Origin of the sequence: Streptomyces rimosus (assembly GCF_008704655.1) — a bacterium.
Taxonomy (GTDB): Bacteria; Actinomycetota; Actinomycetes; order Streptomycetales; family Streptomycetaceae; genus Streptomyces; species Streptomyces rimosus.
This window is the reverse complement of the sequence record NZ_CP023688.1, coordinates 4,382,089-4,399,542: the sequence shown is the minus strand read 5'-3', so window position 1 is coordinate 4,399,542 and position 17,454 is coordinate 4,382,089. Positions and strand designations below refer to the sequence as shown.

Genomic DNA, 17,454 nt, shown 5'->3' with positions numbered 1-17,454 from the left:
TCGGGACGGCAGTCCGCCACCTACCCCCGATCGGGACCCGGCGCGTCCGCGCCCTCCGCTGCTCCCTCGGGGCTCGTGTACAGGATGTCCCGGGCCTGCTCCGCCGCGCGGGCGATGCTCTCGCCGACGAAGTCCACGAAGCGGGCGATGTTTTCCAGGCGGGCGGCGGCCGGGGTGCCGGAGCCCAGGACGCTGACGCCCTGTCGCGCGGCCTCGGCGAGCTGCGCGTTGGAGCGGGCGGCGGCGATCATGCCCTGGTACCAGACGTCGTTGTCGACCACGTACCGCTCGCGGCGGCGCTCGTCGCGTTCCCGGCGGATGAGGCCCTGGGCTTCGAGGAACGTGATCGCCTTGGAGATGGACGCCGGGCTGACCTGGAGGCGCTGGACGAGTTCGGACGCGGTGCAGCTGCCCGCGTCGGTGGTGTAGAGGCAGGTCAGCACGCGGGACATCATCTTCGGCAGGCCCTGCTGCATGAGGAGGGTGGTGAACATCTCCTCGTATTCGCGCACGGCATCCGCATCGCGTCCGTGGGGCTGCGGGGGCGCCTGCCTCCCCCGGGGAGCGGACTGCCGGCGCCGGTGGGCGCGGCGTTCGGTGGCGCGGTGGGCCAGGTCGGCGCGGTAGGCGGTGGGGCCGCCGTTGCGCATCACCTCACGCGTGATGGTCGAGGTGGGGCGGTCGAGGCGTCTGGCGATCTCCGCGTAGGCGAGTCCGTCGGCCAACCCCAGCGCGATCTGCTGACGTTCCTGCTGGGTGAGCCTGCCTCCCGGCATCGCGCACTTCCCTTCGTACTTCCCTGAGGGCGCCAGCATAGCGTTCAGTTCCAGCTCAATGCAACGAGTGGGTGATGTGACGTTGCGTTGACAGGCTGACGGTTGCAATGAAATAGGGGCTCTGACCTGCGCCTATGGGTAATTAGTGCAACGGACGTGTTGCCGGGCGTGCGAACGCAACGTAGCGTTTCTCTCGTCGGAAACAGTAAGCGCAAAGGAGAGAACGATGCACAAGTTCGCCACCCCCGCCCCGGTCTCCGCCGTCCTCGACATCCCCGCGGGCCGCGTCCAGTTCATCGCCGCCGACCGTGCCGACACCACCGTGGAGGTGCGGCCCGCGAACGCCTCGAAGGGGCGGGACGTGACGGCGGCGGAGCAGGTCGAGGTCGAGTACGGGGACGGGGTCCTGCGGATCGTGGCGCCGGCGGCGAAGAACCAGTACTTCGGGCCCTCCGGGTCCGTCGAGGTGACGGTTCAGCTGCCCGCCGGGTCCCGTATCGAAGGGAAGTCGGCCTGCGCGGAGTTCCGGGGCGTCGGGCGGTTCGGGGAGGTCGCGTTCGACGGTGCGAGCGGTGCGGTCAAGCTGGACGAGGCGGAGAGCGTGCGCCTCACCGCCCTCGCTGGTGACGTCTCGGTCGGCCGCCTCAACGGCTCCGCCGAGATCCGCACCGAGAAGGGCGACATCCGGATCACCGAAGCCGTACGTGGCACGGTCGTGCTGAGCACCCAGGTCGGGGACGTGTCGGTCGGCGCCGCACGCGGCGTCTCCGCCTCCCTGGACGCCGGCACCTCGTACGGCCGTATCCGCAACGAGCTCAAGAACGCCGACGGCGTCGCGGGCCTGGAGATCCACGCGACCACCGCGCAGGGCGACATTGTCGCGCGCAGCCTCTGAGGGGCGGGCGCAGGGCCCCGGCGTTACGACCGTTGGGCCACGGGCAGGCCCGGCACGCCCCCGGCATTGCCGCCGGGGGCGTGGGAGGCGGCTGACTCCTCGCCGGTCGTGGACAGGTCAGCCGCAGGTGCCGGCCGGCCGGGTGCGTGTCACGAGATCGCGTTTGCCGGTGGTCGTGTCGATCCACACCACCTGCCGGGCGCCGGCGGAGGCGGGCGAGACCTGGTCGCCGCCGTTGCACGAGACCCGCTCGCGGCGCGTGCCGTCCGGCGAGAACTGCCACAGCTTGGCCGCGGTCCCGGGACCCGCCGTGCCACCGACGGTTCGTGCGGCGACGGTCACCGCGTCCTCGGAGACGGTCAGGCCGTCGATGATCAGTGCGTCCTCGCCCGAGGCCGGGCTGATGACGAGGGGGTCCGAGCCGTCCAGGTTCGCCCGGTGCAGCGCCCTCGGCCTGGTGTCTCCGTCCTCCACCTCCAGCCAGTAGACGTACCGGGAGGTGAGGGCGGTCGGTGCGGGGAGTTTGGCGTCGGCCACCACCGTGCGTCGGCCGGTCGCGACATCCAGGACGGCTATGCGGCAGAGGGTGCCGGTACTGCCGGTGTATTTGCAGTCGTTGAAGGCGATTTTCCCGTTGTGCAGGGACGGGGTGCTCGTCGAGGTCGTCCGTGGGTTTCCGCCCCCTGTGGGAGGGATGCTGACCGGGTCGCCCTCACCCATCCGCAGGTACACCGCGCGCGTGGTGCGGCTCTTGTAGCCGACATCCGTGTAGGTCACGGTCTTTCCCTCGACGCCCAGTGTGGTGAACGCGCAGCCGATCCCCTGGCTTGAAGTCAGCTGCTGTACCGGCCCGCCGTCGAGCGGCCGCGCCAGGAGGTAGCACCACCGGTCCTGGTAGGCCGCCCACACCACGGTCTTCCCGTCGGTGACCGGATGCACGTGGTGCCGCCCGTCGTCGGGGCTGATCAGCTTCTTCTCGCCGGTACCGTCCAACCGCCCGGCCCACACCGCGTACGGCGGCGAGCCGCCCTCGGCGGCCGTGGACACGGTCCACCAGCCGCCCCCCGCACCGGGTGCGCCGTTTCCACCAGCCGTATTGGTCCCGGCCAGCAGCATGTCGGAGTCCACATCGGCGGAGCGCCCCTGGCCGGACACCGTGCCGTGCCCGGTGAGCACCCGCTCCACCCCGCCGGGTGGCGCCGCGGCTCCCGCCGCCCCGGCAGGAACCGCCGGAATGACGAGTGCGGCGACGCCTGACAGCGCCGCCGCACTCCGTAACACACACCGCCCGGTGGACGTTCTCCGTCCAGCCGCATGAACCTTGGGTCTTGGCACAGCCATGCCCCCTCCGTGAGATGCCGTACGGCAGCCCACATGCAACCGGCACATGCCGTGCTGGGCAAAGAGGCGGCCATGTCCATGGACGCTTTCCGGCCTGGTGCCGAGCGCTCCCCTCCTACGCGTCCGCCACCTCGTGCCGGTACAGCTCGGGTACAGACACCTTGACCGGCTCCTGCGTGGTCCTTGCGATGAGGACGACCACCGGTACGTCCGGGTCGGGGTTCTCCTCGCGGTGCGGGACGAACGGCGGGACGAGCAGGAAGTCGCCGGGGCCCGCCTCGACCCGTACCTCCCGTACGCCGTCGTGGTAGACGAACACGGGGTGGCCGCTGACCACGTAGATCCCCGCCTCCGAGTCGCCGTGGTGGTGGTTGTCCGTCGCACTCAGCGGCGGGTTCTCCACCAGACCCATCCACAGCCGCTTCGAGCCGACGGTGTGACCGCTGAGGGCGGTGTGACCGTCGAGTTCGCCGGCGCGGATGTGGTGGACGCGGTTGGGCTTGGGTGCGGTGGTGTCGGTGGCCGATATGGGTTCGGTGCTGTTGTCGGTGGTCATCGTGGTGTCCCCTGATTGCGTCGATGGCCCTGGTGGAGGCATCAGGGTGCGGTGGGTGCGGCGGAACGGCAACTTCCGTTGCTGGGTTGGCAATTCAGGTGGGGGAGGACCTGCCAAGGCGATAACCGGTCGCCCGGGGCGGTGCCGATTGGGATCATGCCGGGGCCCGTGATCGGTGTACGGATACGTATCCGTACACCGATCCCTCTCCCGCCCTCCGTCCGAAAGGCCGCCGCCCATGCCTCTCATCCCCGCCGATCCGAACGTCATCCACCCGATGCCGGAGCAGCCCCGCGTGGTGCTCCTCAAGCCCCTCGTCACCTCGCCGCTGATCGAGGTCGGTGAGTTCTCGTACTACGACGACCCGGACGACCCGACGGCCTTCGAGACGCGCAACGTGCTGTACCACTACGGGCCCGAGAGGCTCGTCATCGGGAAGTTCTGCGCGCTCGGGGAGGGGGTGCGGTTCATCATGAACGGTGCCAACCACCGGATGGACGGGCCCTCGACGTTCCCCTTTCCGATCATGGGCGGTTCCTGGTCCGACCACTTCGACCTGATCAGCGGGCTGCCGGGCCGGGGCGACACCGTGATCGGCAACGATGTCTGGTTCGGCTACCGGTCCATGGTCATGCCCGGCGTACGGATCGGGCACGGGGCGGTGATCGCCTCCGGGGCCGTGGTCGTGGACGACGTACCTGACTACGGCATCGTCGGCGGCAATCCGGCCAAGCTGATCCGCCGCCGCTACGACGACGCGGATGTGGCGCGCCTGTTGGAACTGGCCTGGTGGGACTGGCCGGTCGAGCACATCACGGAGCATGTGCGGACGATCATGTCGGGGTCGGTGGAGGAACTGGCGGCGGTGGCGCCGGAGGCGTAGCCGTAACGGGCCCGGCTCAGATGTCCCGGGGGCGCGCGCCCGCCGCCCGTAGCGCCGCCGCCGTTTCCGGGTGCGGCTGGAACTCCTTCGTGGCCCAGTCGAGCGGCGCGTAGCCGGTGCCGCCGTCCTCACGGAGGTTCGGGTCCGCGCCGTGGGCGAGGAGTTCCCGTACGGCATCGAGGTGGCCCCAGGCCGCCGCCGCGCACAGCGGGGTGCCCTCCGAGCCGTGCCCGCTCTCCGCGTCCGGCGCGGCCCCGGCAGCCAGGAGCAGGCGGACGGCGTCCGCGTCGCCGTGTACGGACGCGGCATACAACGGTGTCGTACCGTCGGAGTTCGCGGTGCCCGGCTGCGCACCGGCCCGCAGCAGCGCGGCGACCTCGCGGATCTCGCCGAACATCACGGCCGCCACCAGCCGGTTCGCCAGCTTCTTCTGCCGTCGTCGGTTCACCGATCGCCCTTCGTGCGTGCGCCCGAGGTCAACTCCGGCAGCAGTGCCGGCACGTCGGCGAACGCCGCGTCCGCAGGACGGCACGCCTTCCCGGCCGCCTCCCCGGCGAAGCTGAAGATGCCGGCCAGCTCCGGCCCGCCGCGCCGCCCCCGGGTCACCAGCGGGCTGCCGCTGTCCCCCCAGCACATCGCCGCGGGAGTACGGCCCGCATGTTCGTCACGCACATCGCGGGCGCAGAAGACCGATGCCTCGTCCACGACCGCCGGCGTCTGGGCGGCGCACTGCTGGTGGGTGCGTACGGTGAGGTCGCCGCGGCGCAGTACGTCGGCGCGGACGTCCCGGCCGGGCGGGGAGGTGGCCGGGTCGGCCGTCAGCCCGTGGCTGTAGATCGATACGGGCGTGCCGGGACGCGGCCGGTGCCGGGCGACCGGCAGCGGTTCGACCTCGCGCACCGGCGCGCTGAGCCGTATCTCCGCCAGGTCGTTGGCCGCGGAGGCATATGCCGGGTTGGTGGGGTCGGCGGGGGACGGCAGGAGCTTGTAGCGCGGGTGCAGGGTGGCGCCGCGGACGTCCCGTACGGTGCCCGGGTCCTTCGACAGCACCGAGGAACCGAGGTGCACCTCCAGCGTGCGTACGTCTCCGCCGGCCAGGCAGTGGGCCGCGGTGAGCACCCGGTCTGGCGCGATGAGCACTCCACCGCACGTCGCCCGGTCCAGCAGCGGCCCGTCCCCCTTCACGGCCAGTGTCGCGAGCCAGGGGGCGGCGCCGGGCCGGGGCAGCTGCGTACCGCCGGACATGGCGTGTGCCGTCCCGGCGGTGCCTACGGTCGTACCGGCGCCGGCCAGTACGACCGCGCTCAGGGCCGCCACCCCGGCTCGCTTCCCACGCCCCGTCGTACGCCCGGCCGCGCGCCGCTTCCGCACCATGTCCACTCCCCTGATCACCTGGTCCCCACAACGTCCCGATAAAGCCGGTCAGTTGCTGCTGTGCCGACGATCGAAGGTAGTGACGGGGCGGGCGGAAGTAATCAGCCCTTGGTCGCGTCGGTGGTCATCCTGGGGAGTGACGACCCTGAGGGCGCCTCAGGGGCGGCCCGGGCCCTGGCCCGCCCCGGCCTCAGCCCCGCTTCGGCTGGGTGAAGCGGAGGCGGTTGCCGAAGGGGTCGCGGAGGCCGCAGTCGGTTCCGTACGGGCGCTCGGTGGGCTCCTCGGTGAACTCGACGCCGCGCGCCAGCAGCGTCTCGTACGTCTTGCGGCAGTCGTCCGTGGTGAAGATGAGCCAGCCGCCCATCGCACCCTTGGTCACCAGCTCACGGACCTGCTGCGCCGTCTCCTGCGACATCGCGGGCGCGCCCGGCTTCTCCAGCAGGACCTGGCGCTCCGGGTGGCCGGGAACGCTGACGGTCAGCCAGCGCATGAAGCCCATGTCGATGTCCGCGGTGACCTCCAGGCCCAGCTTGCCGACGTAGAAGTCGAGGGCCTCGTCCTGGTCGAGAACGTAAATCTGCGAGTGCGTGATGGCGTTGAACATGTCCGTAACGCTACTGAGCGGGCCGGGCGGAAACTTATCCAAAACTGCTCAGTCGGCGACCGGGCCCGACGGAGACGCAGGCGCGCTCGGACGCGTCCACGCCATCGTGAAGCACGTCGGCACCCCCACCGCCGTCGCCTCCTTGCGGTACGCCCGCGGTGACCGCCCGACGATGTCCCGGAACGTACGGCTGAACGTCCCCGGACTGCCGAACCCAACCTCGAAGCAGATGTCCGTCACGCTCCGCCCGGTCTCACGCAGCAGGAACATCGCCCGCTCGACCCGGCGGCGCTGGAGGTACCGGTGCGGCGTCTCACCGAACGTGGCGCGGAACGTCCGTGCGAAATGCGCCTCCGACACATGGGCGATCCGCGCTAGGGTCGGCACATCCAGCGGCTGCGCGTACGCCCGGTCCATCGCGTCCCGGGCGCGCAGCATGCGGCGATTGGTGTCTTCGACGGCGCGCTTCATGGGGGCATCAGACCACGGAGGGCCGATCGGCACTTCCGCCTGACCGGATGAACGGGGCGTCATCGATGGAAGTTCTGGGAATGGACGCGGAGCGCTTGGCGCGGATCTCCGATCTGGTGGCGGAGTGCCGACCGGTACACGCCTCCACAGGGGGCATGGACGCCGTGCAGGAACTGCTGAGCGCACGGGGTGTGCCGGTGATGGACTCGATCCTGGTCACGCGGAAATTGCTGGGCGATGTCCCGCATGCGCTGGGGGAGGCGAAGTGGCTGGTGTTGGGGGCTTCGTCGCGCAGCGAGGAGAGGGAAGCGCACAGGAGGCTGACGGAGGGGCTGTACGAGGCGGTGTGCGCGCTGTACGAGGAGGAGCGGGAGAAGCTCCCGGACTGAATCAGCGCCGCGCCAGCGCCAGCACGCTCAGCCCGAACATCACCACCCCCAGCGGAAGATGGACCGACGGCATGTGCGCGATGCCCGATACCACCTGAACCGAGGCGAGCACGAGAAAGCCGCACGCCTGCCACACGGGCCGGGCCGAGCCACCGCCCGGCTTCCACGCCAGCACCGCCGCGAGTACGTACAGCATCGACGCCCCGTACATGACACGGGCCCCGACGCTGTGCAGCGTCGCTCCGTAGGGCAAGGTCAGCAGCAGACCGGCGGAGACCGCCTGAAGGAAGATGGTCAAGGTCTGGAGCGCGATCGCGATCCGCAGGAACGAGGCGCTGCGCGATGCGTTCGCCGCCGCCTGAGTGGCCATGTCACAGTCCCCTTTTCCGCCCTCGGGCAGGAGCTCGGTTAAGGTCTCACCAGTCCGACGACGCGGGCCTGCGAAAGGTAAGGCGTGGGGGTGGGCGAAGGCATGGGGGCTGCCGGGGGCGGCGCGGACGGGGTGGTCGGCGAGCGGCGCCAACTGATGAACATCGCTTATCGGTTGCTCGGTTCGGTGACCGAGGCCGAGGACGCCGTACAGGATGCCTACACACGCTGGTACGGGCTGCCGCGGAGCCGGCGGCAGGAGATCCGGTCCCCCGGCGCCTGGCTGACGACGGTGACCAGCCGCATCTGCCTCGACCTCCTCGGCTCGGCGCGGGCCCGCCGTGAACGCTATGTCGGCGCATGGCTGCCGGAGCCGTTGCCCGCTCGCGGGGAGTGGGATCACGTGGGCGCCGACGATCCCATTCGCCTCACCGGCCCCAACGATCCCGCCGACCAGATCGTTCTGGACGAGTCGGTGGCCATGGCTTTTCTCGTCGTCCTGGAGTCGATGACGCCCGCCGAGCGGGTGGCGTTCGTCCTGCACGACGTCTTCCGGTACCCGTTCGCCGAGATCGCCGACGTACTCGGCCGGACCCCGGCGGCCTGCAAGCAGCTGGCGGCCTCCGCCCGGCGGCGGGTGAGCGGCGGGCGCGCTCCGGTGACGGCGACCGCGATCGCCACCGCCCCCGAGATCGCGGCCGATCGGGCCGACGTGGTGAGACGCGTCAAAGCGGCATGGGAGGCCAGGGACATCGCATCCCTCGTCGGTCTCCTCGACCCGGCTGCCGTGATGACCGCCGATGGCGGTGGCATGGTCGGTACCGTCCTGCGCCCGGTCGAGGGCGGCGCGCGCATCGCGCAGTACATGGTCGCCATCGCCGACAAGGCCCCGGGCCTCGAACTCCTGGAACGGTCGGTCAACGGCGTGCCGGGCCTGGTGGCCCGGCGTGCCGGTGCCGTCGTCACCGTTGCTTCGTTCGACGTGTCCGACGGGTGGGTCACCCGGATCTGGGTGGTCCGTAACCCGGAGAAGCTGCGGCTGTGGGGCGTCGCCTAGGCACCACCGCCCCGCACCACCCCCGCCAAGTGCTCCCGGAACCACCGATGCCCCGGGTCGGCGGAGTTGCGCGGGTGCCAGGCCATGCCGAACTCGATGGGCGGCAGGTCGAGGGGGAGGGGGAAGGTGCGCAGGCCCAGGGCCTGGATGGTGTCGGGGAGCCAGCCGGCGAGAGTGAGGGTGACGAGGTCGGTGTCCCGGGCGAGGATCATCGCGCTCGTATGGCTCGGGACGACGACGGCGATCCGGCGGCGCAGACCGCGTTCCGTGAGGGCGGTGTCGATGGGGCCGAGGCGCCTGCCATGGCGGGAGATGCCGATGTGGCCGGCCGCGGCGAAGCGGCGGGCGTCGATGCGTCCGTCGAAGAGGGGGTGACCGCTGCGGGCGACGCCCACCAGTGACATCCGGGTCAGCGGCTGGGTGTGGATCTCCGGGTCGAGGGTTCCCAGTACGCCCAGTTCCACGTCCACCCAGCCCTGCCGCAGCGCGGGGCCGCCCTCCACCGCCTCCGGCAGGAAGACCACGTCCACGTGCGGGGATTCCTTGTGGACGCGTTCGATCAACGTTCCGGCCAGGCCCACCAGGATCAGGTCGGTGGCCTGCACGGTGAACGTGCGCTGGAGGTGTACGGCGTCGAAACCGGCGCCGGGCCGCAGCACGTTGTCGCAGCCGCGCAGCAACGCGGCGACCTCGTCGCGGAGTTCCAGGGCGCGTGGAGTCGGGACCATTCCCTGGCCCGCGCGGACCAGCAGCGGGTCACCGACGGCGCGGCGCAGCCGGGCCAGCGTACGGCTGACCGCCGCGGGCGACGTACCGAGCCGTTCGGCGGCTCGGGTCACGCTGTTCTCCTGGAGGAGAGCGTCCAGGACGCGTAGCAGGTTGAGATCCAATGACGCTCCTGAGCTGTGCTTTTACGACTGAGGCAAGGATTGGATGCCGATCCTTGCATTGTTCGGCGGGCCGCCGCGAGCCGAGAGTGAAGAGGTCAGCGAACACGCGTGACACCTCATCCACACCACTCAAGGAGTACGCCATGCCGCAGTCCCCGCGCGCCGGCCGGGACGGCGATGTCCTGGCCGTCGTCAGCCAGACCGGCCCGACGGTCGAGTTCTTCGACGCCGCCTCCGACCGGCACATCGGCACGGTGAACGTCCCGGACCAGCCCCACGAGCTGTGCTACGACCCGACGCAGCGCCTGCTGTGGTGCACCTCCACGTACCAGTCGGGCTACTACCACGCGAACAGCGGCCAGAGCACCGAACTGACCGTCATCGACCCCGACACCCGTCGCGTCGTCGAGGTCATCGACCTCGCACCGGAACACGGCCCGCACGGGCTGGCGCTCGACACGGCGCGCCGCCGCCTGTACGTCAGCGTGGAGGCCTCGGCGGACCGGCCGGGCGGCGTCGTGGTGATCGACACCGAGACCTGCCGGCCGGCGGGCCGGATCGACACGGACGCCCCCGGGCCGCACTGGTTCGCCATCGACCCGACGGGCACGACGGGGTACGCCACCAACAAGGAGGCGCCGTTCGTGTCGGTCGTGGACCTCGAACGCGGGGCCCTCACGGCGAAGATCGAGGTGCCGGGCAGCGAGGGGCTCGCCGTCGCCGCCGACGGCTCGCGGGTCTTCGTCGCCGCGCCCTACGCCGGTTCCGTTCTCGCCGGTGCCGAGGAGCGGCCGGACGCCGGTATCCAGGTCATCGACGCCGGGACGGCGTCCGTCGTCGGCACCCTGCCCACGGAAAACGTCGTCGTACCCGTACACCTGACCTCGACGGGCCGGCTGCTCGCGGGCGAGCTGCGGATGGCATCCGCCCCGGAGTCCGCGCTCGGGCGGCACGCGCCGGGCCGCCTCACGGTGTTCTCCGCCGACAGCGGTGAGGAACTGGGCGGGGTCGAGGTGGGGCACGCGCCGCTGACCATCACCTCGTCACCGGACGGCCGTCTCGCGTACGTGGCGTGCATCGCGTCGTCCACCGTCGACGTCATCGACCTGGAGACGCTGCAGTTGTCCACCCGGCTGGACATCGCCAAGCGCGGCGAGGCGGGCGCGCATGGGCTGGCGTACGTACCGCGGGCGGCGTGATCGCTTGGCCGCACCCCGAAGCGGGACTGCGAGCACGCGTCTCCTGGATTCACCCCGAGCTGAACCCGCCCCGAGCAATCGGACCCCTGCTCCCTCCCCCCTCCCGGACAAAGAGGACGCACATGATCGTCATCACCGCCCCCACCAGCACCATCGGCCGTCACCTGGTCACCGACCTGCTCGACCGCGGGGCCGCGCTGCGCCTCGTCGCCCGCGACCCGTCGCGGATCGCGCCCGGGATACGTGAGCGCGTCGAGATCGTCGTGGGCTCGCACCGCGACGCCGCCGTGATCGACCGGGCGTGTGACGGCGCCCGGGCCGTCTTCTGGCTCGCGCCGGGCGACGGGGCCGAGCCGAGCCCCGAAGCCGCGTTCGTCGACTTCACCCGGCCCGCGTGCGAGGCGTTCGTACGCCACGGTGTCGAGCGGGTCGTGGGCATCTCGGCGCTCGGCCGCGGTACGCCGATGGCCACCCGGGCCGGGCTGGTGACCGCCTCCCTGGCCATGGACGACCTGATCGCCGCCTCGGGCGTGGCCTACCGCGCGGTGGTCTGCCCGTCGTTCATGCACAACCTGCTGCGCCACGTCCGGGCGATCAAGGAGCAGGGCCGGTTCTTCCTGATGTCCGACCCGGAGCTGAAGGTTCCCACCGTCGCCACCCGCGACATCGCCGCCACCGCCGCGCGGCTGCTGCTGGACGACGGCTGGAAGGGGTCCGGCGAGGTCGCCTGCCTCGGGCCCGAGGACCTGTCGCCCACCGAGATGGCGGAGATCATCTCCGATGTCCTGGGCACCGAGGTCGGCTATCAGCAGATCCCGGGCGCGGCGCTGAAGGACCGCCTCATGGGGTTCGGGACCACCGCCCCGATGGCACAGGCCATGGTCGACATGTTCGACGCCAAGAATCAGGGCATGGACAACGCGGCGCCGCGTACCGCGGAGTCGACGACCCCGACCACGTTCCGGCAGTGGTGCGAGGAGGTCCTCAAGCCGGCCGTGGCGGCCTGAGGCCCGAAGATCACGCCACGGGCCGGTCCGGCGCGCCCAGCCACGTCCGCTGCCCGTCCTCGTCCACCGTCATCCCGAAGTCGAACACTTCCGGCCTGCCCTCTCGCAGCCACCACTCGTGGGCCTGCTCGGCCTCCCCGGCCAGATCCCGGGGGCCCCACTGGAACGTCTCCCCGGCGCAGAGGTACGCCCAGGAAGTGTCCGTGGCCAGCCACCAGGCGGGAGAGCCGTCCGGTGCCGGTGTGCGGGTCGCGTGGACGCCGGGCAGCCGCAGGCCGAGGGCGAAGCGCGCGTGGAAGTCGTCGAGGAAGTCCGGAGGGAGGGTGGCGGTGCCGTGCCGACTCTCCTCCCAGCGCGCGGTCGAGTAGACGCGGGGGAGCGGGTTGTCCGGGCGGCGCTGGCCGCGCAGGTCCATGAAGGTCAGCGGCATGCCGAACCGGCCGGACGCGCTACGGCGGCCGGCGTCGACGGTCAGCACCGCCAGGCCGGCGGGCTGGAACGTGGTCTTCCACGGTGCGACGATGCGTCCGCCCGGGGCGGACTGGGTGATCCACGTGTAGGGGACGCGGGACAGCGACGCCGTACACAGGACGCGGTCGTACGGCGCGTCCTGGGGCTGCCCGAACTCGCCGTCCCCGCACACGACGCGCGGCCGGTAGCCGAGACGGTGCAGCCGCTCCCGGGCGGCCTCGGCGAGCGACCGGTCGACCTCGATGGTGACCAGGTTCGCCCCGCCGATCCGCTCGCACAGCAGCGCGGAGTCGTAGCCCGTACCGGTGCCGATGTGCAGGACCCGGCTGCCGGGCTCCGGGTCGGTGGCGGCGAGCATCGTCAGTACGGCGTTGGCGGCGCTCATCGAGCTGGTGGGCAGCTCGCCCGTACCGTCGGACGGCGCGGGGCGGCCGTCGTCGACCTGCGTGACGACGGGCAGGGTGGGGTGGTGCACCAGCTCGGTCCACCGCTCCTCGTCGTCCGCGCGGGACAGCGGGTGGTAGCGGTCGTCCTCGGCGTGCCACACCCATACGGTGTCCGGTACGAATTCCTGCCGCGGAACCGTATGGAATGCCTGCCGCATCCAGGGCCGCGCGAAAGCGCCCGAGCCGTCGAGTATCCGGACGGCCTTGGCGTGCTGCCGGCCGACGCCGGTCACCGGTGCTTCCCGCCCCCGGGTTTGGCGACATCCGGATGCTGACCGTCACTGTCACGAGGCGACGGCTGTTTCGGCTGGGGGTTTGAAGGCGGCGGCTTCCCGTGCGAACCCATTGCGGCTCCCTTTCCTGCGACTGCCCTGGAGTTTCGTCCACCTGAGCATTCCCTCGGCGTCAGCCCCCGAAAAGGGCGCACGGAAGCACGCCGCCGCTGAGCGGGTGAGCCAGGTGCTTGATGTCGCCGACCTCCGAACCGGCCCGCAGGTGTTCGTATATCTCCCCGGCAATTTCCTCCTGCCGCGCAGTCCTGTTGTTTCCTCCCGCGAGGGCACTGGGCCGGCTTTTCGGAAGGGAAATGCGAGGCCGTCGGCGCCACTCGGCGCAACGGAAACAGCCGATGTGCCGGGGCCGCCGCTCAAGGGGCGTACGGCACCGCTCACCCCCACTCGGCCCGCACCTCCCGGGTCTCGACGTGCATCCCGAGCGGCACGCGCCAGGACGCCACGCACACGCGCCAGGTGGCGGTGCGGTGGGAGGTGGCCGGGAGGGGGGTGGGGAGGGGGTGGGTGGAGGTTCTGGTGGTCCAGTCGATGCCCAGGGCGCCGATGATGTGGGTGCCGAAGGTGATCGTGCCGGAAGTCACCGGGCGGCCACCGGTGTTGCGGAGATCGACGGTCACCTTCTCGCACCACCGTACGTCGGCTTCGGCGCGCTGGAGGGGACCGAGGGCGAGGTGGGGAGGGGCGGGGGGGTTGGGCTTGGGCTTCGGGGCGGGGGTGGGCGTGGCGGCAGGTGAGGACGGAGCGCCGGGCGGGGTGCCGTGCGGGGCGCTTGGTGGCTTGCCGGGTGAGGCCCCGCTCGGGGGTTCGGCGGACCTCGCGCGGTGGCCGGGGGGCGACGGCGCGGGCGGAGTGCGCGTGGGGGTGGTGTCCGTACCCGTACCGATACCGGAGCCGGATTCGGGGGAGGGGGCGTCCTCGGAGGGCGAGTCGCCGCGCCGTCCCTCCGGCGTGGCGCCGTCCAGCGGCGTGAGGACGATGTCCTCGCCCGGCGGCACCGGCTTCGTCGGGGAGCGGCCGTCGGCCGGACCGGCGGCGCCCACCGCCGCGTGACCCCGGCCGTCGTCGCCGCAGGCGCAGAGCAGTGCGGCCAGGCACAGGGCGGCCGTGGGGAGAAAGGTGCGCGCCATGTGAGGGGCGCGAGCGGTACGGAGGTGTGGGGCGCGGGTGGTCCGTCGCATCGGGCCAGTGTTGCTGACGGGTAGTCAGTTGCATAGGCCCGGTGCGCAGTGCGCAGTGGTGGTGCGCGTGGGGGCACGGGGTCCGGTCAGTCGGAGATCAGCCCTTCGCGGAGGGTCGCCAGCGTGCGCGTCAGCAGCCGGGAGACATGCATCTGGGAGATGCCGACCTCCTCGCCGATCTGGGACTGCGTCATGTTGGCGAAGAAGCGCAGCATGATGATCTGGCGTTCGCGCGGCGGGAGTTTGGCCAGCAGGGGCTTGAGGGACTCGCGGTACTCGACGCCTTCGAGCGCGCTGTCCTCGTAGCCGAGGCGGTCCGCGAGGGAGCCCTCGCCGCCGTCGTCCTCGGGGGACGGGGAGTCGAGCGAGGAGGCGGTGTACGCGTTGCCGACCGCCAGGCCGTCGACCACGTCCTCCTCGGACACCCCGAGGCACTGGGCGAGTTCGGTGACGGTGGGGGAGCGGTCGAGCTTCTGGGCGAGTTCGTCGCTGGCCTTGGTGAGGGCCAGGCGCAGCTCCTGGAGCCGGCGCGGCACCCGTACCGACCAGGACGTGTCACGGAAGAACCGCTTGATCTCGCCAACCACGGTTGGCATCGCGAACGTGGGGAACTCCACCCCGCGTTCGCAATCGAAACGGTCGATGGCCTTGATCAGACCGATCGTGCCGACCTGGACGATGTCCTCCATCGGCTCGTTGCGGCTGCGGAAACGTGCCGCCGCGTAGCGCACCAATGGCAGGTTCAGCTCGATCAGGGTGTCGCGGACGTACGCCCGCTCGGCGCTGTCCGTGTCGAGCGTGGCCAGTCGCATGAAGAGGGAGCGGGAGAGCGTACGGGTGTTGATAGCGTCGTCGTCGTGCGCGGGTGCTGCCGGCGCGGGAATCGCGGGAAGCACCTTCGAGCTGCCCAGTTCTACGGACATGCCACCCCCTTGAGGTCGCGGTCGGGTCGCTGCGGTGCCCTCGGCCCGCGGCGGAACCGAGAACTTATGCCTCCACCTGAATACCGGAGGCGACGCCACGGCAAACGCGGTTCCTGCAGAATGTCACATGTCGGCAACACGCTGTAGCGCCAAGTCGACATATCTGTGCAGGACGGGGTCGCCCGTCCTGGTTAGGCTTCGATCCTGTTTGCGGACCGCAGTCGTGCGAAGCTCCGCGACAGTAGCCGGGACACGTGCATCTGCGACACCCCCAGCTCGGCACTGATCTGAGATTGCGTCAAGTTGCTGTAGTAACGGAGCAACAGGATCCGCTGCTCGCGCTCCGGGAGCTGGACGAGCAGATGCCGTACGAGGTCGCGGTGCTCGACCCCGGCCAGCTCGGGATCCTCGTACCCGAGGCGGTCCAGCAGGCCCGGCAGCCCGTCGCCCTCCTGCGCGGCCTCCAGGGAGGTCGCGTGGTACGAGCGGCCCGCCTCCAGGCAGGCCAGCACCTCGTCCTCGCCGATCTTGAGCCGTTCGGCGATCTCCGCGGTGGTCGGCGACCGGCCGTGCAGCACGGTCAGGTCCTCCGTGGCGCCGTTGACCTGCACCCACAGCTCGTGGAGGCGGCGCGGCACGTGGACGGTGCGTACGTTGTCCCGGAAGTAGCGCTTGATCTCGCCGACCACGGTCGGCATGGCGAAGGTGGGGAACTGGACCCCGCGCCCGGGGTCGAACCGGTCGATGGCGTTGATCAGGCCGATCGTGCCGACCTGGACGACGTCCTCCATCGGCTCGTTGCGGCTGCGGAAACGTGCCGCCGCGTAGCGCACCAGCGGCAGGTTGGCCTCGATCAGGGCGGCGCGCACCCGGGCGTGCTCCGGCGTGCCCGGCTCCAGGCTCGACAGCTCGGCGAACAGCACCTGCGTGAGTGCCCGGGTGTCCGCGCTCCGGCTCTCGCGGGATGGCGCCTTGGGCGCAGTTCGGGCCGTCACGGTCACGCCACCCTTCTCAGTCCATCCATCCGGCAAAAGCGGTCATAGCAGGTCATAGCATCACAAGACATGTGCACTGTGTGCAAGCACCGCATAACGCCGTGTTGATCGCAGAGTTGGTCCTTCACCCGGGAACGCGAAAAGCCCCCCGCCCGTGAGGAGGGCGAGGGGCGCGCGGCCGGGGGCCGTAGCTCAGAACTCGTAGTCGGCGATCACCCAGGTGGCGAACTCGCGCCACTGCCCGGCGGCGGCCTGATGGGCCGGGTGTTCGATATAGCGCTTGAGGGCGTCGGTGTCGGCAACGGCGGAGTTGACGGCGAAGTCGTACGCGATCGGCCGGTCCGTGATGTTCCAGGCGCACTCCCAGAACTCCAGCTCGGGAATCTGGTCGGCCAGCTCCTGGAACGCCTTCACACCGGCCACGACGCGCGGCTCGTCGCGTTCGACGCCCTCGTCGAGCTTGAAAAGAACCAGGTGGCGTATCACTGGGCGGTCCTCCGTGCGTTCGTCGTGCGGGCCCGCGCCGTACGTCCCGTGGCGCCGGCCGCGGCGCCGGGCGCCCTGCGGGACCGGACCGGCCGGGCGCTCTACGAGACCAGCTGGGTCATGAACTCGCCGACGCCATGGGCGGCCGACGAAATGCCCTCGAACCCTATCTGGACGAGATCGGCGGCGCGCGCCGGAGACGTGATGATCGTGTACAGGACGAAGACGGCGACCACGTACAACGCGATCTTTTTCGCTTGCGCCATCCGACTGTCCCGTCTCCCCTACGGCAGCTCCCGCCCCACCCGTCCCCGGTGCCGGGCGGGGTGAGTCTAACCACTTCCGCCACAGGGGTGGAGTCGGTGGCGAACGCGGGGGTACCCGGGCGGGCCGGCGCCGGGTGGAGCCGGGGCGCGGTGACGATCGGGGACCTGTGGATCAGCTGATCAGGACTTTAAGGACCAAAGGCCCCTGTAGCGAGGTCTTTTGCCAGCGGCCCGCACCCGGCGGCCGCAGCAGGATGGTGGTGTGTCCGGCGAATCTGGCAGGAATTCGCCGGGCACGGGCCCGTGCCCCGCTGCGGGGTCCACGCCGCGGCTTCCCCCCTGACTGGCGGCGCGGACTTGGGGGCCCGGTCCACCATCGGGGGAAACGGCTTGTCCCCCCGATGCCGTTTCCCCCGACCAGACGACGGAGCCCCGGCTCCGGGCCCTCAGGCTCGGCGCCGGGGCTTTTCGCATGGGTTTCCGGGGTTTGCCTGGTGCCTCGGGGCGATGCCGGGCGCACGCCCACGCGGGGCGCCTTTCGTACGGGAACGCCCGGGGCCCGGCGCCTAGACTGGGCCCTTTCGG

At 71.1% G+C, this 17,454-nt stretch carries 21 protein-coding genes; 6 read left to right on the top strand and 15 right to left on the bottom strand.

Annotated features, from left to right (window positions below; genetic code table 11):
- Positions 1-20: 20 nt before the first annotated feature.
- Positions 21-776 (bottom strand): helix-turn-helix domain-containing protein, encoded by a 756-nt coding sequence (locus CP984_RS18490; protein ID WP_003984155.1) that lies wholly within the window; start codon positions 774-776, stop codon positions 21-23.
- 226 nt (positions 777-1,002) lie between these two features.
- Here CP984_RS18490 and CP984_RS18485 point away from each other — a divergent pair, with 226 nt between their 5' ends.
- Complete coding sequence (locus CP984_RS18485; protein WP_003984154.1) at positions 1,003-1,671, top strand: DUF4097 family beta strand repeat-containing protein; 669 nt, start codon at positions 1,003-1,005, stop codon at positions 1,669-1,671.
- A gap of 117 nt (positions 1,672-1,788) precedes the next feature.
- On the opposite strand, the gene CP984_RS18480 is transcribed toward CP984_RS18485, so the two are convergent.
- Positions 1,789-2,952, bottom strand: a complete 1,164-nt coding sequence (locus tag CP984_RS18480) for a hypothetical protein (protein ID WP_151416121.1) — start codon at positions 2,950-2,952, stop codon at positions 1,789-1,791.
- A 175-nt stretch (positions 2,953-3,127) separates the two neighbouring features.
- Entirely contained in the window at positions 3,128-3,568 is a 441-nt protein-coding gene (locus CP984_RS18475; protein WP_003984152.1) for a cupin domain-containing protein, read from the bottom strand.
- A 238-nt stretch (positions 3,569-3,806) separates the two neighbouring features.
- Here CP984_RS18475 and CP984_RS18470 point away from each other — a divergent pair, with 238 nt between their 5' ends.
- Positions 3,807-4,451, top strand: a complete 645-nt coding sequence (locus CP984_RS18470; protein WP_003984151.1) for a CatB-related O-acetyltransferase — start codon at positions 3,807-3,809, stop codon at positions 4,449-4,451.
- A gap of 16 nt (positions 4,452-4,467) precedes the next feature.
- On the opposite strand, the gene CP984_RS18465 is transcribed toward CP984_RS18470, so the two are convergent.
- The 4 genes from CP984_RS18465 to CP984_RS18450 form a co-directional block, all read right to left on the bottom strand.
- On the bottom strand, positions 4,468-4,899 hold the full coding sequence (locus CP984_RS18465) for an ankyrin repeat domain-containing protein (RefSeq protein WP_003984150.1): 432 nt from the start codon (positions 4,897-4,899) through the stop codon (positions 4,468-4,470).
- A complete protein-coding gene (locus CP984_RS18460) occupies positions 4,896-5,825 on the bottom strand; it encodes a S1 family peptidase (RefSeq protein WP_100246661.1) in 930 nt (309 codons plus the stop codon). Before CP984_RS18460 ends, CP984_RS18465 begins: the two co-directional genes overlap by 4 nt.
- A 190-nt stretch (positions 5,826-6,015) precedes the next feature.
- Positions 6,016-6,429: a VOC family protein gene (locus CP984_RS18455; RefSeq protein WP_003984148.1), complete on the bottom strand. Its 414-nt coding sequence runs from the start codon at positions 6,427-6,429 to the stop codon at positions 6,016-6,018.
- A 48-nt stretch (positions 6,430-6,477) separates the two neighbouring features.
- Positions 6,478-6,900: a helix-turn-helix domain-containing protein gene (locus tag CP984_RS18450; protein WP_003984146.1), complete on the bottom strand. Its 423-nt coding sequence runs from the start codon at positions 6,898-6,900 to the stop codon at positions 6,478-6,480.
- A 65-nt stretch (positions 6,901-6,965) separates the two neighbouring features.
- On the opposite strand from CP984_RS18450, the gene CP984_RS18445 reads away from it, so the two are divergent.
- The gene (locus tag CP984_RS18445) at positions 6,966-7,289 is read left to right on the top strand and encodes a hypothetical protein (protein ID WP_125533838.1); all 324 of its coding nucleotides are present in this window, start codon (positions 6,966-6,968) and stop codon (positions 7,287-7,289) included.
- A 1-nt stretch (position 7,290) separates the two neighbouring features.
- On the opposite strand, the gene CP984_RS18440 is transcribed toward CP984_RS18445, so the two are convergent.
- Positions 7,291-7,659, bottom strand: a complete 369-nt coding sequence (locus CP984_RS18440) for a hypothetical protein (protein ID WP_003984144.1) — start codon at positions 7,657-7,659, stop codon at positions 7,291-7,293.
- Positions 7,660-7,761: 102 nt separating this feature from the next.
- On the opposite strand from CP984_RS18440, the gene sigJ reads away from it, so the two are divergent.
- A complete protein-coding gene (gene sigJ / locus CP984_RS18435) occupies positions 7,762-8,715 on the top strand; it encodes an RNA polymerase sigma factor SigJ (RefSeq protein WP_030184280.1) in 954 nt (317 codons plus the stop codon).
- Here sigJ and CP984_RS18430 read toward each other — a convergent pair.
- Positions 8,712-9,605, bottom strand: a complete 894-nt coding sequence (locus tag CP984_RS18430; protein WP_003984142.1) for a LysR family transcriptional regulator — start codon at positions 9,603-9,605, stop codon at positions 8,712-8,714. The two genes, sigJ and CP984_RS18430, sit on opposite strands and share 4 nt — an antisense overlap.
- 143 nt (positions 9,606-9,748) lie before the next feature.
- On the opposite strand from CP984_RS18430, the gene CP984_RS18425 reads away from it, so the two are divergent.
- Both CP984_RS18425 and CP984_RS18420 read left to right on the top strand, forming a co-directional pair.
- Entirely contained in the window at positions 9,749-10,804 is a 1,056-nt protein-coding gene (locus CP984_RS18425; RefSeq protein WP_003984141.1) for a YncE family protein, read from the top strand.
- 122 nt (positions 10,805-10,926) lie between these two features.
- The gene (locus CP984_RS18420) at positions 10,927-11,811 is read left to right on the top strand and encodes an NAD(P)H-binding protein (protein ID WP_003984140.1); all 885 of its coding nucleotides are present in this window, start codon (positions 10,927-10,929) and stop codon (positions 11,809-11,811) included.
- Positions 11,812-11,821: 10 nt separating this feature from the next.
- On the opposite strand, the gene CP984_RS18415 is transcribed toward CP984_RS18420, so the two are convergent.
- The 6 genes from CP984_RS18415 to CP984_RS41290 form a co-directional block, all read right to left on the bottom strand.
- Positions 11,822-12,961, bottom strand: coding sequence for a methyltransferase domain-containing protein (locus tag CP984_RS18415; RefSeq protein WP_003984139.1), 1,140 nt, complete (start codon positions 12,959-12,961; stop codon positions 11,822-11,824).
- 434 nt (positions 12,962-13,395) lie between these two features.
- Positions 13,396-14,199 carry a hypothetical protein gene (locus tag CP984_RS18410; protein ID WP_226048670.1) on the bottom strand — a complete coding sequence of 268 codons (804 nt, stop codon included), beginning with the start codon at positions 14,197-14,199 and terminating at the stop codon, positions 13,396-13,398.
- A gap of 86 nt (positions 14,200-14,285) precedes the next feature.
- Positions 14,286-15,122 carry an RNA polymerase sigma factor SigF gene (locus tag CP984_RS18405; protein ID WP_003984136.1) on the bottom strand — a complete coding sequence of 279 codons (837 nt, stop codon included), beginning with the start codon at positions 15,120-15,122 and terminating at the stop codon, positions 14,286-14,288.
- A 191-nt stretch (positions 15,123-15,313) separates the two neighbouring features.
- Positions 15,314-16,123 carry an RNA polymerase sigma factor SigF gene (locus CP984_RS18400; RefSeq protein ID WP_003984135.1) on the bottom strand — a complete coding sequence of 270 codons (810 nt, stop codon included), beginning with the start codon at positions 16,121-16,123 and terminating at the stop codon, positions 15,314-15,316.
- A gap of 186 nt (positions 16,124-16,309) precedes the next feature.
- Positions 16,310-16,603: a Dabb family protein gene (locus CP984_RS18395; protein ID WP_003984134.1), complete on the bottom strand. Its 294-nt coding sequence runs from the start codon at positions 16,601-16,603 to the stop codon at positions 16,310-16,312.
- A 101-nt stretch (positions 16,604-16,704) separates the two neighbouring features.
- Complete coding sequence (locus tag CP984_RS41290; protein WP_003984133.1) at positions 16,705-16,869, bottom strand: hypothetical protein; 165 nt, start codon at positions 16,867-16,869, stop codon at positions 16,705-16,707.
- Positions 16,870-17,454: the final 585 nt, after the last annotated feature.

Bases quoted from the DNA above. Each gene is read 5' to 3' on its own strand.
- CP984_RS18490 (WP_003984155.1), bottom strand. From the start codon at position 776: ATGCCGGGAGGCAGGCTCACCCAGCAGGAACGTCAGCAGATCGCGCTG.
- CP984_RS18485 (WP_003984154.1), top strand. From the start codon at position 1,003: ATGCACAAGTTCGCCACCCCCGCCCCGGTCTCCGCCGTCCTCGACATC.
- CP984_RS18475 (WP_003984152.1), bottom strand. From the start codon at position 3,568: ATGACCACCGACAACAGCACCGAACCCATATCGGCCACCGACACCACC.
- CP984_RS18470 (WP_003984151.1), top strand. From the start codon at position 3,807: ATGCCTCTCATCCCCGCCGATCCGAACGTCATCCACCCGATGCCGGAG.
- CP984_RS18460 (WP_100246661.1), bottom strand. From the start codon at position 5,825: ATGGTGCGGAAGCGGCGCGCGGCCGGGCGTACGACGGGGCGTGGGAAG.
- CP984_RS18455 (WP_003984148.1), bottom strand. From the start codon at position 6,429: ATGTTCAACGCCATCACGCACTCGCAGATTTACGTTCTCGACCAGGAC.
- CP984_RS18450 (WP_003984146.1), bottom strand. From the start codon at position 6,900: ATGAAGCGCGCCGTCGAAGACACCAATCGCCGCATGCTGCGCGCCCGG.
- CP984_RS18445 (WP_125533838.1), top strand. From the start codon at position 6,966: ATGGAAGTTCTGGGAATGGACGCGGAGCGCTTGGCGCGGATCTCCGAT.
- CP984_RS18440 (WP_003984144.1), bottom strand. From the start codon at position 7,659: ATGGCCACTCAGGCGGCGGCGAACGCATCGCGCAGCGCCTCGTTCCTG.
- sigJ (WP_030184280.1), top strand. From the start codon at position 7,762: ATGGGGGCTGCCGGGGGCGGCGCGGACGGGGTGGTCGGCGAGCGGCGC.
- CP984_RS18425 (WP_003984141.1), top strand. From the start codon at position 9,749: ATGCCGCAGTCCCCGCGCGCCGGCCGGGACGGCGATGTCCTGGCCGTC.
- CP984_RS18420 (WP_003984140.1), top strand. From the start codon at position 10,927: ATGATCGTCATCACCGCCCCCACCAGCACCATCGGCCGTCACCTGGTC.
- CP984_RS18410 (WP_226048670.1), bottom strand. From the start codon at position 14,199: ATGCGACGGACCACCCGCGCCCCACACCTCCGTACCGCTCGCGCCCCT.
- CP984_RS18405 (WP_003984136.1), bottom strand. From the start codon at position 15,122: ATGTCCGTAGAACTGGGCAGCTCGAAGGTGCTTCCCGCGATTCCCGCG.
- CP984_RS41290 (WP_003984133.1), bottom strand. From the start codon at position 16,869: ATGGCGCAAGCGAAAAAGATCGCGTTGTACGTGGTCGCCGTCTTCGTC.